This window comes from Amycolatopsis sp. NPDC043887 (genome assembly GCF_056435665.1).
In genome coordinates this window covers 157,322-172,588 of sequence record NZ_JBWKEB010000011.1, presented here as the reverse complement: position 1 = coordinate 172,588, position 15,267 = coordinate 157,322, and the positions used below count along the sequence as shown (strand labels likewise).

The window sequence follows — 15,267 nt, the reverse complement described above, 5'->3', positions numbered from 1 at the left end:
TACCTTCGCCCCACTTCACCGTCGAAAACCCCAGGAGTCCGCCCGATGCGCCTGTTGCCCCTCGATCGTTCAGTCCTCGACGCGCGAGCGACGATCCTGCGTCCCGATGAGCTGGTGACCGTCGACGACGCCACCGAAGGCGCGGAAGCGGTCCTCGTGTTCGGCGAGGAGATCGCCGCGGTCGGTTCCCTGGACGACTGCCGTGCCCGCGCGGCGAGCCTCGGCCGTCCCGATCCGGAGGTGCGACGGCTGCCGGGCACGCTCCTGCCGGGATTCGTCGATCCGCACGCGCATCCCTTGATGTACGGGCAGATGATGACCTGGGTCGACTGCGGTCCCGAGCGCGCGTCGACCATCCCCGCCATCGTCGCGCTGCTGCGTGAGGCGGCCGAGAACACCCCGGCGGGAAGGCCCGTCCGAGGTTACGGCTACGAGCACCGCAACCTCGCCGAGAAACGCCATCCCCGCAAGGAAGAACTCGACGCCGTCGCCGACGATCGCGAGGTCTACCTCATGAACGCCAGCGGGCACGGCGGTGTGGTGAACAGCTTCACGTTGCGGCGCAACGGCGTCACCCGGGACACCCCGGATCCCGACGGCGGGGTGTTCTTCCGTGACGAGCACGGCGAACTCACCGGGGAGCTCTCGGACGCCGCGTGCAACATCCTGACCGGGGTCACCGGGGTGAAGGTCGGGCGGCACGGGCCGAACTTCCACCTCGAGGACGAGCCGGAGGAGCACGCGCGGCAGCTGGCCGCCGCGCAGGAGAAGTTCCTCGCCGCCGGAGTGACCGCGATCGGCGACGCCCAGGTCACACGCCGCGAGTTCGACATGTACCTACGACTGGACGAAGCCGGCCTGCTCAAGACGCGCGTCCACATGTACCTGCTGTCCCATCTGCTCGACCAGGCCCTGGAAATGGGACTGCACGGCGCTTTCGGCACCACTCGCCTCGCTTTCGCGGGGATCAAGTTCTACGCCGACGGCACGCTCGGCGGCTGGACCGCGTACTTCCCGGACGGCTACGTCGGCGATCCGTGCCGCACGGGGCAGCTCTACCACGACCCGAAGGACTACTCCGCGCTCATCGACAAGGCTCACGAGGCCGGGCTCCAGACCGCGACCCACGCCCAGTCCCCGGATGCGATCGCGATGGTGCTCGACGCCATCGAGGACGCGCAGCAGCGGAATCCCCGGCCCGATGCCCGGCACCGCATCGAGCATTGCGGGCTGCCGTCCCCGGAGCAGATCAAGCGGATGGCCGCGCTCGGCGTCCACCCGGTCAACCAGCCCCAGCACTACTACAACTGGGGCGAAGGCGTCACCGACGCCGTCGGCACCCCCGGCGAGCGGTTCAATCCCCTCGGCGAGTTCCAGGCCGCGGGCGTGCCGGTCACGCTGAGCTCGGACGCCCCGGTCGCGGAACCGAATCCGCTCGAAGCCATCCAGACCGCGGTGACCAGGACGACCCGCCGCGGCCACCGGCTCGGCGGGGACGACCTGCTGATCGACGTCCGGTCGGCCGTCGCCGCGCATACGATCGCCGGCGCCCGGGTGCTCGGCCGGGAACGCGACCTCGGCTCGATCACCCCCGGAAAACGCGCGGATTTCGTGCTGCTGGACGAGAATCCCCTGACCTGCGACCCGAGCCGGATCGCGGGCATCGGCGTGCTGGAAACCTGGATCGACGGCGAGGTGGCCCGATGACCGTCCGAACCGACACACAGTCACTCCGCCGTGCCCGCCGGGCTGGGCTCGCGGCCTTCGTCGGCACCACGATCGAGTGGTACGACTTCTACATCTACGCCACGGCCGCGAGCCTCGTCTTCGGCACCGTGTTCTTCCCCGCGACCGGCGACCGGCTGACCGGCGTCGCGGCGGCCTTCGCGACGTACGCCGTCGGGTTCTTCGCGCGGCCGCTCGGCGGCATCGTGTTCGGGCACGTCGGTGACCGGGTCGGCCGCAAGACCGCGCTCGTGGTCACGTTGACCATGATGGGCGTGGCGACCTTCCTGGTCGGCTGCCTGCCCGGCTACGGCCAGATCGGCACGTGGGCGCCGATTCTGCTCGTGGTGCTCAGGTTCATCCAAGGGCTCGCCGTCGGCGGCGAGTGGGGCGGCGCCGTGCTCATGGCCGTCGAACACGCGCCACCGGACAAGAAGACGTTCTACGGCGCCTTCGCGCAGGCGGGCAACCCCGCGGGCGCGTTGCTGGCAACCGGCCTGTTCAGCCTGCTGAGCACCGGCGGCACGGAATGGCTCGCCACCTGGGGCTGGCGGATCCCCTTCTTCGCGTCCGTCCTGCTCATCGGCGTCGGCCTCATCGTGCGGCTGAAAGTCGAGGAATCACCGGTCTTCGAGGAAACCGTCGAAGAAACCGGCGTGCCCATCCTGTACGCGGTGCGGACGAACTGGAAGCCGATCCTGCTGGGCATCTGCGTGCTGCCCGTCGCGGTCGGCGGCTACTACCTCGTCACCACCTTCGCGACGGCGTACGCGACCGATCCGGCCGTCGGCGTCTCCGAATCGCTGGTGCTCAACGCGCTCACCATCGCGGCCTTCGTGGAACTGGCCGTGAGCTTCGGCGCGGCCTGGCTCGGCGATCGCTTCGGCCGGGTGCGGGTGGTCGTCATCGGCCTCGTCGGGGTCGCCGTGCTCGCGGCGCCGCAGTTCCTGGTGCTCTCGACCAAGAACGCGGTGCTGATCATCGCGGCGTTCGTGGCGATGCGCCTGGCGATGACGGCGACCTACAGCCCGATCGCCGCCATCCTGTCGCAGATGTTCCGCCCGCGGGCGCGCTACACCAGCATCTCGCTGTCCTATCAGCTCGCGGGCGCCCTGTTCGGCGGCCTCTCGCCGTTGGTGTCGACGCTGCTGTTCCAGGCGACCGGCAGTGTCTGGCCGGCGATCGGCCTGCTGATCGGGATGTGCGTGCTGAGCATCGCCTGTGTGCTGGCCGCGCCGCAGCACACCGACGAGGTTTAGCGGATGCGCAGACGCCGCATGAGTTTCAGCCCGGAGAGCATCCCTTCGACGTACTTCTCGTAGGTCTGGCCGCCGCGGGGACCCATGACCTGCTTCTTGAGCACCGCGACGTTCTTCACGTCGGTGTACTTGAGCAGACCCTGGTCCCCGTGGCGGGCGCCGACGCCGGAGTTCTTGACTCCGCCGGACGGCGTCCCCTTCGAGGCGTACGCGGTGGCCAGGATGTCGTTGATGTTGACGTTGCCGGACTCGATCCGCGCGGCCACGGCACGCGCGGCACCGAGGTCACCGCCCCAGACGGAGGCGTTGAGGCCGTACTCGGTGTCGTTGGCGAGCGCGACGGCTTCGTCGACCGTGCGGTACTTGTGCAGTGCGACAACGGGTCCGAAGGTTTCGGTGACGCCGCAGAGCATGTCCTTCGTGACGCCTTCGAGGATCGTCGGCTCGAAGAACGCCGGGCCGAGATCGGGCCGCGGCTTTCCTCCACAAAGGACGGTCGCCCCCTTGGCGACGGCGTCGTCGACGTGGGACTTGACCCGGCTCATGTGGTCGACGGACACGAGCGAGCCCATGTCCGGCCCGAAGTCGTACGCGGCGCGGACGTCGAGAGCCTTGGTCTTGGCCACGTACGCGTTCTTGAACTCCTCGTAGCGGGACTCCGGCAGGTAGATCCGCTCGATGTGCATGCAGATCTGCCCGGTGTTGCCGAAAGCGCCGAAGATCGCGCCCTGCACGGTCTCGTCCAGATCGGCGTCTTCGAGCACGATCATCGGGTTCTTGCCGCCGAGTTCGAGGCAGCAGCCGATGAGGTTGCGGCCGGCCTGTTCGCCGATCACCCGGCCGGTGGCGGTGGAACCGGTGAACATCACGTAGTTCGCCTCGCCGATGAGCGTGGGGCCGACGTCCGGGCCCTCGCCGCACACCACCTGGAACAGCCCCTTCGGCAGCCCGGCCTGCTCCAGCAGCTCGACGCCGTAGAGCGGGGAGAGCGCCGTCTTGTTGTCGGGCTTCAGCACCACCGCGTTCCCGGCCATCAGCGCCGGGACGGCGTCGGAAATGCCGGTGGCGAACGGGAAGTTCCACGGCGCGATGATCCCGACCACGCCCTTGGGCTGCCTGATCTCGGTCGACGTCGTCAGGAACGGGACCGGTCCCCCGCGTTTCGCCGGCGCCAGCAGTTTGGCGGCCCGCGTGAGGTAATGGCTCATCACCATCGCCGGATCGCAGGTCTCCTCGATCGCCATCCGGCGGTTCTTGCCGCTCTCGACCTGGATGAGGTCGGTGACGGCCGGCGCGTTGTCGACGAAGAGCGTGTGCGCCCGTTTGAACACCTCCAGCCGCTGCTTGAGCGGGGTGGCGGCCCACTTCTCCTGCGCGGCGCGTGCCGTGGTGAACGCCTGCTCGATGTCGGCGGGGGTCGACTGGGGCAGCTCGACGAGCACGTCGCCGGTGTAGACCTCGGTGAGTTTCCAGGTGGCGCCGGACGAGCCCGGCACGCGGGCGACGAGCCGTTGGAGGAACGCGTCGGTCACCGACGCCGGACGGGTGAGCGCGAGCGGTGTGACGGTCATGGCCCTCTTTCCGTCAGTTGTCGGAATATCTGGTGGTGAACCCGGCGTCCGCGATCGACGTCGGCAGTGCGCTCGCCGGCGAAGCACGTACCGGTGCGCGTACAAGGCGCCCTGCCACCGCGATAGCGGGGCCTTCGGCCGGGCGGGTTCACGCGTCTGGTCCCTTCTCGGTCATCCCTCAGCTCCGCCATCCGTCCCCGACAAGACAAGCTTCGCGCCCATCTCGCCGATCATGATGGCGGGCGCGTTGGTGTTGCCACCGGTGATCGACGGCATGATCGAGGCGTCGCAGACCCGCAGGCCCTCGACACCGCGAACCTTGAGGTCGGGACTCACGACCGCGAGTTCGTCCACGCCCATCCGGCAGGTGCCGACGCCGTGGTAGACCGAGGTCGCGCGGTTCAGGATCGCGTCGCGCAGTTCCTGTCCCCGCAGTGCTTTGCCCGGGTGCAGCTCCTCCTTGATCGAGCCGTTGAACGCCTTCGACGCGAAGATCTCGCGGACCATCTCCGAGCCTTCGCCGAGCACCTCGAGATCGGCCGGGTCGGACAGGTACTGCGGGTCGATGAGCGGCGCCGCCGTGGGATCGGCCGAAGCGAGGCGCAGCGTGCCGCGGCTCCTCGGGTAGATCAGCGTCGTGAGCACGGTGAGCGCGGGTCGTTTGTCGACGTCGTGCCGGATCGGCGCGTCCTGATTCGGCGTCACGTACGCCCACGGCAGGAGATGCAGCTGGAGGTCCGGGACCTCGGCGGCCTGGGAGGTCTTGAGGAAGGCGACCGCCTCGAAGACCGAGTTCGCCAGGAACGTCGTGCCGGGCCGCATCAGTTCACTGACGAGACCGCGCGCGAAGTACGGCGGCGTGCCCCTGTTCTTGCTCGACGACGCGCGGAAGGTCAGCGCGTGGAACATGTGGTCGTGCAGGTTGTCGCCGACCGGCAGGTCCGCGACGACGTCGATGCCGTGTTCCTTCAGGTGTTCGGCGTGGCCGATCCCGGACAGCATCAGCAGCTGCGCGGATCCGACGAAGCCGGCCGAAAGGATGACCTCCTTGCCCGCGCGCAGGATGCGCTGTCCCCCGTTCGCGTCGACGACCTCGACGCCGACGGCACGGCCGTTCTCGATGACCACCTTCTTCGCCAGCACCCCGGACTGGACCTGCAGCGTGGCGGGCGCGAGATGGTGGATGTAGCCGCGCGAGGCGCTGTAGCGCAGGCCGTCGGCGGCGTTCTGCTGCATCCGGCTGACGCCCTCTTGGGACTTCGCGTTGTAGTCGTCGAGGATGTCGCAGCCGATCGCGTCGGCGGTCGCCTGGAGGAACTGGAGCGTGCCCTCCTGCGGGGTCTTGTTGCGGGTGACCCGGATCGGCCCGCCCGCACCGCGGAACTCGCTCTCTCCGTCCTCGAAGTCCTCCATCCGCTTGTACGCGGCGTTGACGCTGTCGGCGTCCCAGCCCTTGTTGCCTTCGGCGGCCCAGGAGTCGAAGTTGGCGCGGTTGCCGCGCACGTAGACCATCCCGTTGATGGAGCTGGAGCCGCCGACCACCTTGCCGCGCGGCACCGGCATCCGGCGATCGAGAACGTGTTTCTGCGGCACCGAGTAGTAGCCCCAGTCGAAGGGCTTCTTGAGCTGGGGCACCGCGTGCATCGGGCCGACCAGCCCCGGCTTCTTGACGAGCATCTTCTCGTCGGTTTTGCCCGCCTCGAGCACGATCACGCTGGCCCCGGCCTCCGCCAGCCTACCCGCGATCGCGGCGCCCGAGCTGCCCGATCCGACGACCACGTAGTCGGCCTCGTCGCCGCGCGCAGCCCTGTTCGCCATGTCCGCTCCTCGGTCAGCCCACCGTGCAGAACTGTAACCTGTTCTAGTTCTGTCACCGTATAGCGAGACCGGCCGGTTCCGCAACGGGCCGTCGCTCCCCGGCCGGCCTTCGAGACCTCAGCGCAGCGGCTCGAGCACCTTCGCGAGCGGCTCCAGCACGGCGGGCGTGTGCGGCGGCGGCAGGTAGATGATCGCCAGGTCGAGCCCCACCTCACCGAGGGCTTCGGCCTCCGCGGCCACCTTCGCGTAGTCACCGTCCGTGCCAAGGCGCACGTGCGAGGACAAGGTGATCTCCTTCGGATCCCGGCCGATGTCCGCGCAGTGCCGGTGCAGCACCTCGCGCTTGTGCGCGAACTCCTCCGGCGTGCCACCGACGAAGTTCCAGTGCTGGGCGTACTTCGCGGCCGTGCGCAGGGTGCGCTTCTCGCCGCTGCCACCGATACAGATCGGCGGATGCGGTTTCTGCACGCCCTTCGGTTCACAGCGGGCGTCGGTCAGCTGGTAGTGCTCACCCTGGAAGGTGGTGGTCTCCTGGGTCAGCAGGCCGACGAGGACCTCGCAGGCCTCCTCGAACCGGTCACTGCGCTCCTTGATGGTGCCCAGTTCCATGCCGTACGCGCCGGATTCCTCTTCGTTCCAGCCCGCGCCGACGCCGATCTCCAGCCGTCCACCGGAAACGATGTCCAGTGTCGCGGCCATGTTCGCGAGGAGCGCCGGGTGGCGGTAGTGGATCCCGCTGACCAGCGTGCCCAGACGGAGCCGTTTCGTGGCCTGCGCGAGCGCGGTGAGCGTCACCCACCCTTCCAGGCACGGACCGGTCGAATCCGAGAAAATGGGATAGAAGTGATCGAAGGTCCAGCCGGATTCGAAAAGTTCGATCTCGTCGGCGGCCTGCCAGACGGCGAGCATGTCGGACCAAACGGTGTCCTGCGGCGAAGTTTTGATGGCGAATCGCATGATCTTGATCGTAAACCTGGAGTTCCTCCAGTCGCTTCCGAAAATCAGCGGGCGATGCCGCGGCGAAGGTAGTCTTCGGCGTCCACTCCGGACTCGACGAGCAACGCGTGCGTGTGCTCTCCCAAGGCCGGGACGTCGCCCATGCACGCCTCGAAATCGTCGAACGTCACCGGCGGCAGCAACGCGTCGACCCTGGCGAATTCAGTGCCGACCTCGCGCCAGCGATCGCGCGCCCGCAGCTGGGGATGGTCGGCGACCTGGCCGACGTCCTTGAGCTGCGCGGCGGGAACCCCGGCGGCGGCGAGCCGTTCGTCGAGTTCGTTGTTGGTCCACAGCGATGTCCTTGCGGCGACAGCGGCGTCGCACTCCTCGCGGTGAGCCACCCGCCGCACGTTCGTGGTGAAGCGCGGGTCGTCGGCGAGTTCGGGCGCGTCGAGGACATCGGTGACGAGCGTTCGCCAGCCGGTGTCGTTCTGGACGCCGATGAGCATCTGGCCGTCGCGCGTGGGAAAGGCGTCGTACGGCGCGATCGAGCTGTGGCTCAGGCCCATCCGCTCGGGCTCGGTTCCGGCGTACATCCGGGTGTTGAGCGCGTATCCCATCCATTCGACGGTGGCTTCCAGCATCGAGACCTCGATCGTCGCGCCCTCGCCGGTCCGCCAGCGGCGCAGCAACGCCGCCAGCACCGCCTGCGCGCAGTACATGCCCGAGGCGATGTCGGCGGTCGGGATCCCGGTCTTCGCCGGCGCGTCCGGGGTGCCGGTGATCGCGATGAGCCCCGCCTCGGCCTGGATCAGCATGTCGTAGGCCTTGCGCCGCTCCATCGGCCCGCCCGCGCCGAACCCGGACAGGTTCACCACGACCAACTCGGGGTGTTCCGCCCGCAGATCGCCGAAACCGAGCCGCTCCGCCGCGCCGGGCGCGAGGTTCTGGACGAACACGTCGGCCTTCGCGACCAGCCGCCGGACGACGTCACGGCCCTCGTCGGTCTTGAGGTCGACGGCGAGTGATTCCTTGCCCCGGTTGAGCCAGACGAAATGCGCGCCGCTGCCGTGCACGGCGTGGTCGTAGGCGCGGGCGAAATCCCCGCCGTCGACGCGTTCGACCTTGATCACCCGCGCGCCGAGGTCGGCGAGGTTGCGGGTGGCCAGCGGTGCGGCCACGGCCTGTTCGACGGCGACGACGGTGACCCCGTCGAGTGGCCGCGTCATGCTTTCTTCTTCTCGGCCCGCACCAGCCCACCGCCGATGATCAGCCGCTGGATCTCGCTCGTGCCCTCGTACAGCCGCATCAGCCGGACGTCTCGGTAGATCCGTTCGACCGCGACCTCACGCATATAGCCGCTTCCGCCGTGCACTTGCACCGCGAGATCCGCGGCCTTGCCCGCCATCTCGGTGCAGAACAGCTTCGCCGCCGACGGCGCGATCCGCCGGTCCTCCCCCGTCACATACGCCCGCGCCGCCTCACGGGCGAGCGCGCGACCGGCGAGCACACCGGTCTGCTGATCGGCCAGCATCGCCTGCACCAGCTGGAAATCCCCGATCGGCGTGCCGCCCTGGGTCGCCGTCGCGGCGTACGCGACCGACTCGTCCAACGCCCGCTGCGCCGTTCCGACGGCGAGGCCCGCCATGTGGATCCGGCCGCGCGCCAACGACGTCATCGCCGCCTTGTAGCCGCCATCGCCGTCGCCGCCGACCAACGCGTCGGGTCCGACATGGACCTGCGAGAACGTCACGTCCGCGGTACGGGAACCCTCCTGCCCCATCTTCGCGTCTTTCGCGCCGACCGTGATGCCTGGCGCGTCCGCCGGCACGAGGAACACCGCGATGCCGGTGCCCGTACGCGCGAAAACCACGAACAGGCCCGCCTCGGTGGCGTTGGTGATGAACTGCTTGCCGCCGTCGATCACCCAGCCGTCACCGTCCGGCTTCGCGCTGGTCCGCAACCCGGCCGGATTCGACCCCGCGCCGGGCTCGGTGAGCGCGAACGACGCGACGACCTCACCTGACGCGATCCCCGGCAACCACCGGGCCTGCTGTTCCCGGGTGCCGAACCCGACCAGCACCTGCCCTGCGATCCCGTTGTTCGTCCCGAACACCGACCGCAACGCCAATGACGTGTACCCCAGCGCCATCGCGACCTCGACATCCTGGACCAGGTCGAGACCGAGCCCGCCCCACTCCTGGGGATCGCGTACCCGAACAACCCCATCTCCGCGGCCTGCGCCCGCAGATCGGCCGGGATGGCGTCCGTGTTCATGATCTCCAGCTCGCGGGGCATCACCCTGGTGCGCACGAAATCCTTGATCTGGCCGAGAACGTCCGCGAACACGTCGTCGGGGACGTCGGGGTTGCCGGTGTACATGCCCCTCACTATCGATCACCGTCCGGGTTCGGTCCACACCCTCGGGTGGACCTCACCGCGAGACCTACCGGAGATGTTGATCACCGACCTAACGTCGAACCATGCGTACACGTACCGCCTTCCTCGCCATGACCAGTGCCGTCGCCTTGTGCTTCACGATCCCCGCCGTGGCCTCCGCGGCCGAAGGCGAATTCACCTACCGCTACTACGACGAAAACGAAGAGCTCCAGATCGGCACTCTGGTGGACCCGCCGAGCGGCGAATGTATAGAGATTCCCGAAATAGCCGACTGGGACGTCGACGCGTTCCGCCCGCGCAACGACACCGACTCGACAGCGGTGGTGTTTTTGGACGACGACTGCAAGAGCGATTCCTACTTCTCGCTTCGCCCCAACGGCGGTCGAGGCTCGGACAGACTTCTCCTGCGCTCGGTCCTCTTCAGTTAGGCCGAGCGGACCTCGACACCACACTCCGCGCGGCGAAAGATGAGGCGCGGGGGTGGTCGTCGTGGCACGACGTGGACTGGTTTTCCTGGCCCTGCTCACGATCTTTCTGGGGCTGGTGGTGCCCGGCGCCTCGGCCGACGGCCCGGTCACCAGGTACGAGGGCGAACTCGAAGGCGCACGCTATCTGGTGCTGGTGCCGGAAAACTGGAACGGCACGCTCATGCTGTGGAGTCACGGGATGTACTCCCTGGCATATCCGGAACCCGATCGGATCGCGCTGACGTCACAGCCCGCGACCGAGTCTTTCCTGCTGGCGCGGGGATACGCGCTGGCCGCGTCCCAGTACCGGTCCGTGCGCGGCTGGTCGATCGAGGAGGCGCTGACCGACCAGACCCGGTTGCACGACTGGTTCACCCGCACGATCGGCCCGCCGCGACGAACCATCGCGGCGGGCGAATCGGTGGGCGCGATCACCGCGACCCTGCTCGCCGAGCGGAACCCGCGCCGGTTCGACGGCCTGATGACCTTCTGCGGCAACCTCGCCGGCGGGGCCGCGCACTGGAACTCGTCGCTCGATCTCGGGTACGCCCTGAACACCCTGCTCGACGCACGGCTGCAACTGGTGCGGATCACCGATCCCGCGGCCAACGTGGGCAGATTCGTCGACGTGGTGCAGGCCGCCACCGCGAACCCGGGAGGCAGGGCGCGGCTCGCGCTGGCGAACGCGCTGGCCGAGATCCCAGGCTGGCTGGACGCCACGCAGCCCCGCCCACCGGACGTCGCGGGTCAGGTTTTCTGGCAGGGGGTATGGGATCGCTACTACCGCGCCGGCGCGTTCGGCGTCGACAGGGTCGCACTGGAACAGCGGGCGAGCGGCAACCCGAGCTGGAACGTGGGCGTCGACTACCGGCGGATCCTGGCGAAGTCCGGCGAGCGGACGCTGGTGGAACGAGCCTATACGGAGGCGGGGCTCGACCTCGGCGCCGACCTCGACCGGTTGGCGAAGGCGCCCCGAGTCACTCCTGATCCGGCCGCGGTCACCCATCTGGCCCGATTCGGGCTGCCGCTGGGTCGCACGCCGGTCCCGGTGCTGACCATGCACACCGTCGCGGACGGCACCGCACCCGCGGCGCACGAACGCGCCTACGCCGAACGAGTCTCACGGCTAGGTGACCAGGACGAGCTCCGGCAGCTGTTCGTGAACCGGGCCGGTCACTGTGTGTTCACCGCTTCCGAGGAAATCACCGCTCTGCGCACCCTGGAGCGGCGGCTGGACCGCGGACACTGGCCGTCGACCGCCCCTGCCACGCTGAACTACGAGGCAGGCACGCTCGCGCCGGAACACCAGACGATCTTCGACATCGTCCGTGAAACCCGGGTGACGACCACGCCGGCGTTCGCGCGGCATTCTCCTCCCCCGTATCCGAGGGCGCTGCCGTTCTATTGAGGGAGTAAGGCAAACGTGTCGGGTGCGGTGGGCGGTCCGCTCATGGCCGCCTTCGATCGTGTCGCGAAAGCCACGTCGACGGCGTAGCGAAGGGCCCCTTCCCTACCGTCAGGGTAGGCAAGGAGGCCTTCACCGCCACCTGGGTCGATCACTTCAGCTGACGTCGCGAAAGTGGCTTGCGCGACACGCCACATTTGCCTTACCCCTCAATAGGGCCCAGCGAGGATCGTCAGCCCGTAGGCCGACAGGACCCGGTTGACCGGGAAGAAGTAGCTGGAGCCGCCGCTCGAGCAGTTGCCGCTGCCACCGATCAGCACGCCCTGCGCCTGCGTCCCGCTGACGAACGGCCCGCCGTTTTCCCCCGGCTCCGCGCAGACAGAAGTGCGGGTCAAACCGGTCAGCGTTCCCTCCGGGAAGGTGATCGACACGTTCTTCGCCTGGACGGTGCCGCACCGCCAGCCGGTGGCCGCGCCGTACTTGCACACCGACGCGCCGACCGGGGCCTCGACCGACCCGGTGATCGTGACCCGGCCGTCGGTGGGCGGGATCGAGCCCACCAGCCGCCAGTCGGTCGTGTTGGTCACCCGGATGACGATCGCGCCGGTCGGCGGTACCTGGGCCGCCGCGACCACCCCGACCACGCGGCCGGCGCTGCGGATGGTGTCGCCGGGCTTGCCGCATGCCGAACTCGCGATCAGGTAACCGACCTTGCCCGCGACGGCGGCGAACCCGGCCGTACAGCGCGTCACGGCGCTGCTCTGCAACACGCTCCCGCCGCCGAGCGGGGCGGGAGCGCTCGCTTGCGCGGTCGACGGCAGTGCCAGGCCGAAGGCCAGGACCAGGAAGGACAGGGATCGGGGCAGTCTCACGGGACCCTCCGATGGCCGGGGATGTCTCGATCGTAACGAGCGGGACGCCCCGTCCCATCCGCCGAATCGCGCATTCTCAGCGCCAGCCGAGCTCCGGTGCCACGTGGGTGAGGATGCTCTCCAGCACGTGCGCGTTGTACTCGACCCCGAGCTGGTTCGGGATGGTCAGCAGCAGGGTGTCCGCGGCCTCGATCGCCTCGTCCTCCTTGAGCGCCCGCACCAGCTCGTCCGGCTCGGCGGCGTACGACCGCCCGAAGATCGCCCTGGTCGTCTCGTCGATCATGCCGACCTGATCCCGCGAGTTCCGGTCGCGGCCGAAGTACGCCCGGTCCAGGTCGTTGGTCAACGCGAAGATGCTGCGGCTGACCGACACCCGCGGCTCACGCGAGTGACCGGCCTCCCTCCAGGCTTTGCGGTAGGCCTCGATCTGCTTGCGCTGCTGGACGTGCAGCGGCTCCCCCGTCTCGTCGTCCTTGAGCGTGGAACTCTGCAGGTTCATGCCCTGCTCCGCCGCCCACACCGCGGTCGCGTTCGAGCTGGAACCCCACCAGATCCGCTCGCGCAACCCCTCCGAGTACGGCTCGAGCCGGAGCAACCCCGGCGGATTGGCGAACATGGGGCGCGGGTTCGGCTGCGCGAACCCCTCGCCGTCGAGCAGCTTGAGGAAGACCTCGGTGCGCTGCCGGGCCATGTCCGCGGCGGTCTGCCCCTCCGCGGGGCCGTACCCGAAGTACCGCCAGCCGTCGATGACCTGCTCCGGGGATCCCCGGCTGACCCCGAGCTGGAGCCTGCCGCGGGAGATGAGGTCGGCGGCGCCGGCTTCCTCGGCCATGTACATCGGGTTCTCGTAGCGCATGTCGATCACGCCGGTACCGATCTCGATCTTCGACGTCCGGGCGCCGATCGCCGACAGCAACGGGAACGGACTGCCCGCCTGCCGCGCGAAGTGGTGCACCCGGAAGTACGCGCCGTCCACGCCGAGCTCCTCGGCCGCGACCGCCAGGTCGATCGACTGATGCAGGAAGTCGGCGGCGGACCGCGTCTCGGAGTGCGCGCTCGGCGACCAGTGACCGAAGGACAGGAAACCAATCTTCTTCACAGCACGTGTAACCGCCCGATGACCGGGTTTGATTCCCCGCCAGGGGTGCGCGCACCGTCCGTCCGGGTCAGGAGCGTTCGGCACACCTGCCGAAGTGACTCGCCGCGAACCGACGGGGTGAGGCAGAGGTGTCGTGACCGCCACCACCGCGGTGATGTTCCGGTCCGTTGGTTTCGCGCGGCGTCCAGCATTTCCCTTGAGCCGCGCAAAAGCGATATTCGACAGCGCCGGCTACGCCGGACAAAAGAGACCACGCCCGAGTCGATTCCACCGAACAGAAGTGTCCACGACAATTCCCACCACCGGACACAACTGGGTCGCAGCCATCCACCGCGATGGGAAGAACCGGGTTTCCCAAGGTCCAGCGCGACAAACAACGCTGTCTCGACGCCTTTGACCACCCCCGGACACAGCGGACATAATTGGGCCACCCCCGGCACGACCCAGTCAATGACGTCGAATTCGGTCACCCGGATTCGACCAAGGCGGCCGAACGGGTGAAATCGATTCCAATGTCATATTCGATTACTTCTACCTGGGTAGTCTCCGTTCGTCCCCGAAAGGCCGACCGAGGACGACACCAATGCGATCAACGTTCGAAAGCCACCTCATGCCCACTCGCTCGTACGCCCACCGTTCCGGGCGGGCCGCGGGGTGGGCCGACCAGCCACGAAAGGGGGCCCCGATGAAGACACCTTTTCGGCACCAGGGCTGCATTTACGGCAGCGATGCGGAGTTCCTCACCATGGCCATGCCTTTCGCCGAGGACGGGCTACGCCGGGGACAGCCGGTGCTGGCCGTCACGACCGCGGGCAACCTTGGCCTGCTGCGGGCCGCGCTCGGCGTCGACGCCGACCGGATCGAGTGCGCCGAGACGTCGGCCTTCGACCGCCGGCCGTCGCACTGGGCCGAGGCACTCCGCGATCACTGGACACGCCACCGGTCCGACACGCCCCCAGGCCCGGTACGCATCATCGCCGAGCCGGCGTGGGCAGGCCGGTCCCGACGAGAAGTAGCCGCGTGGTTACGGATGGAGGCAAAACTCACCATGTCACTGGCCGACACCGAGATCTGGATGATCTGCCCCTACGACACCAGGGGTGTCGAAGCGGGCATAGTCGAGGAAGCCCACCGGGTCCATCCGGAATGCGTGGTGGGGCGCAGAGCGAAGCCGTCCGCGCAGTTCATGGTGCCGGAGGAGTTCACCCAGGGCGAGACGTCACCGGGCCGCACCGCCGACATGTTCAGGTTCGCCGGGGATCTGGTGTCCGTGCGGCGGTACGTACTGGAGAAGGCCACCCCGATACTGAGCACGGAGAGCACTTCGGCGATGTTCGACGTCGCCGTCGGCGCGGTGCTCGCCAGCCTGCTCAACCACGGCATCGACCGGGCGACCGTGTGGGTGCGTCCCGTCGCGGGCCGCGTGGTGTGCACGATGCGCTGTGACCGGCCGCTCCACCTCCAGCGATTTCCTGGCTCAGGGCACCTGGACACGAATCGGCTGGACAACAACCTGCGGATGGCCGAACAGGTGTGCGAGTGGCTCGACGTCAGCTCTGACCCCGGCGGCTGCACCATCGAACTGGCCATGCCGGGACAGGTACGGAGAAGCCAGGCCGGGGCCGGGAGCGAAGGCTGGGGCGTCCAAGGCTGACCATTCGTGTCCCGTTCGACGGACAGTTCTGTCCGGTGCCGCCCGGACCGGAGAGGAC

At 68.6% G+C, this 15,267-nt stretch carries 12 protein-coding genes and 1 pseudogene; 5 read left to right on the top strand and 8 right to left on the bottom strand.

Annotated elements, in window-relative coordinates; genetic code table 11:
• The first annotated feature begins 45 nt into the window (after nt 1-45).
• Nucleotides 46-1,707, top strand: coding sequence for an amidohydrolase (locus tag AC069H_RS28210; protein ID WP_478234329.1), 1,662 nt, complete (start codon nt 46-48; stop codon nt 1,705-1,707).
• Nucleotides 1,704-2,984 carry an MFS transporter gene (locus AC069H_RS28205; protein ID WP_478227019.1) on the top strand — a complete coding sequence of 427 codons (1,281 nt, stop codon included), beginning with the start codon at nt 1,704-1,706 and terminating at the stop codon, nt 2,982-2,984. Before AC069H_RS28210 ends, AC069H_RS28205 begins: the two co-directional genes overlap by 4 nt.
• Here AC069H_RS28205 and AC069H_RS28200 read toward each other — a convergent pair.
• From AC069H_RS28200 to AC069H_RS28175, 6 genes and pseudogenes are all read right to left on the bottom strand, one after another.
• Entirely contained in the window at nt 2,981-4,555 is a 1,575-nt protein-coding gene (locus AC069H_RS28200; protein WP_478234328.1) for a succinic semialdehyde dehydrogenase, read from the bottom strand. The two genes, AC069H_RS28205 and AC069H_RS28200, sit on opposite strands and share 4 nt — an antisense overlap.
• A 171-nt stretch (nt 4,556-4,726) precedes the next feature.
• Nucleotides 4,727-6,373 (bottom strand): GMC family oxidoreductase, encoded by a 1,647-nt coding sequence (locus AC069H_RS28195; protein ID WP_478234327.1) that lies wholly within the window; start codon nt 6,371-6,373, stop codon nt 4,727-4,729.
• 117 nt (nt 6,374-6,490) lie between these two features.
• On the bottom strand, nt 6,491-7,330 hold the full coding sequence (locus AC069H_RS28190; protein ID WP_478227016.1) for an LLM class F420-dependent oxidoreductase: 840 nt from the start codon (nt 7,328-7,330) through the stop codon (nt 6,491-6,493).
• A gap of 44 nt (nt 7,331-7,374) precedes the next feature.
• Nucleotides 7,375-8,541, bottom strand: coding sequence for a CaiB/BaiF CoA transferase family protein (locus AC069H_RS28185; protein WP_478234326.1), 1,167 nt, complete (start codon nt 8,539-8,541; stop codon nt 7,375-7,377).
• Nucleotides 8,538-9,095, bottom strand: a complete 558-nt coding sequence (locus AC069H_RS28180; protein ID WP_478234410.1) for an acyl-CoA dehydrogenase family protein — start codon at nt 9,093-9,095, stop codon at nt 8,538-8,540. Before AC069H_RS28180 ends, AC069H_RS28185 begins: the two co-directional genes overlap by 4 nt.
• 12 nt (nt 9,096-9,107) lie before the next feature.
• Nucleotides 9,108-9,589, bottom strand: a pseudogene (locus tag AC069H_RS28175) (acyl-CoA dehydrogenase family protein); the annotation flags it as partial.
• Nucleotides 9,590-9,795: 206 nt separating this feature from the next.
• On the opposite strand from AC069H_RS28175, the gene AC069H_RS28170 reads away from it, so the two are divergent.
• The gene (locus tag AC069H_RS28170; RefSeq protein ID WP_478234325.1) at nt 9,796-10,140 is read left to right on the top strand and encodes a hypothetical protein; all 345 of its coding nucleotides are present in this window, start codon (nt 9,796-9,798) and stop codon (nt 10,138-10,140) included.
• A 61-nt stretch (nt 10,141-10,201) separates the two neighbouring features.
• A complete protein-coding gene (locus tag AC069H_RS28165) occupies nt 10,202-11,587 on the top strand; it encodes a DUF6351 family protein (RefSeq protein ID WP_478234324.1) in 1,386 nt (461 codons plus the stop codon).
• A gap of 206 nt (nt 11,588-11,793) precedes the next feature.
• Here AC069H_RS28165 and AC069H_RS28160 read toward each other — a convergent pair whose 3' ends face one another.
• Together AC069H_RS28160 and AC069H_RS28155 are read right to left on the bottom strand one after the other, a co-directional pair.
• A complete protein-coding gene (locus AC069H_RS28160; protein ID WP_478234323.1) occupies nt 11,794-12,456 on the bottom strand; it encodes a S1 family peptidase in 663 nt (220 codons plus the stop codon).
• Between the two features lie 76 nt (nt 12,457-12,532).
• Entirely contained in the window at nt 12,533-13,555 is a 1,023-nt protein-coding gene (locus AC069H_RS28155) for an LLM class flavin-dependent oxidoreductase (protein WP_478234322.1), read from the bottom strand.
• 685 nt (nt 13,556-14,240) lie between these two features.
• Between AC069H_RS28155 and AC069H_RS28150 the strand changes: the two genes are divergently transcribed.
• Complete coding sequence (locus AC069H_RS28150) at nt 14,241-15,209, top strand: anti-sigma factor RsbA family regulatory protein (protein WP_478234321.1); 969 nt, start codon at nt 14,241-14,243, stop codon at nt 15,207-15,209.
• The last annotated feature ends 58 nt before the right edge of the window (nt 15,210-15,267 follow it).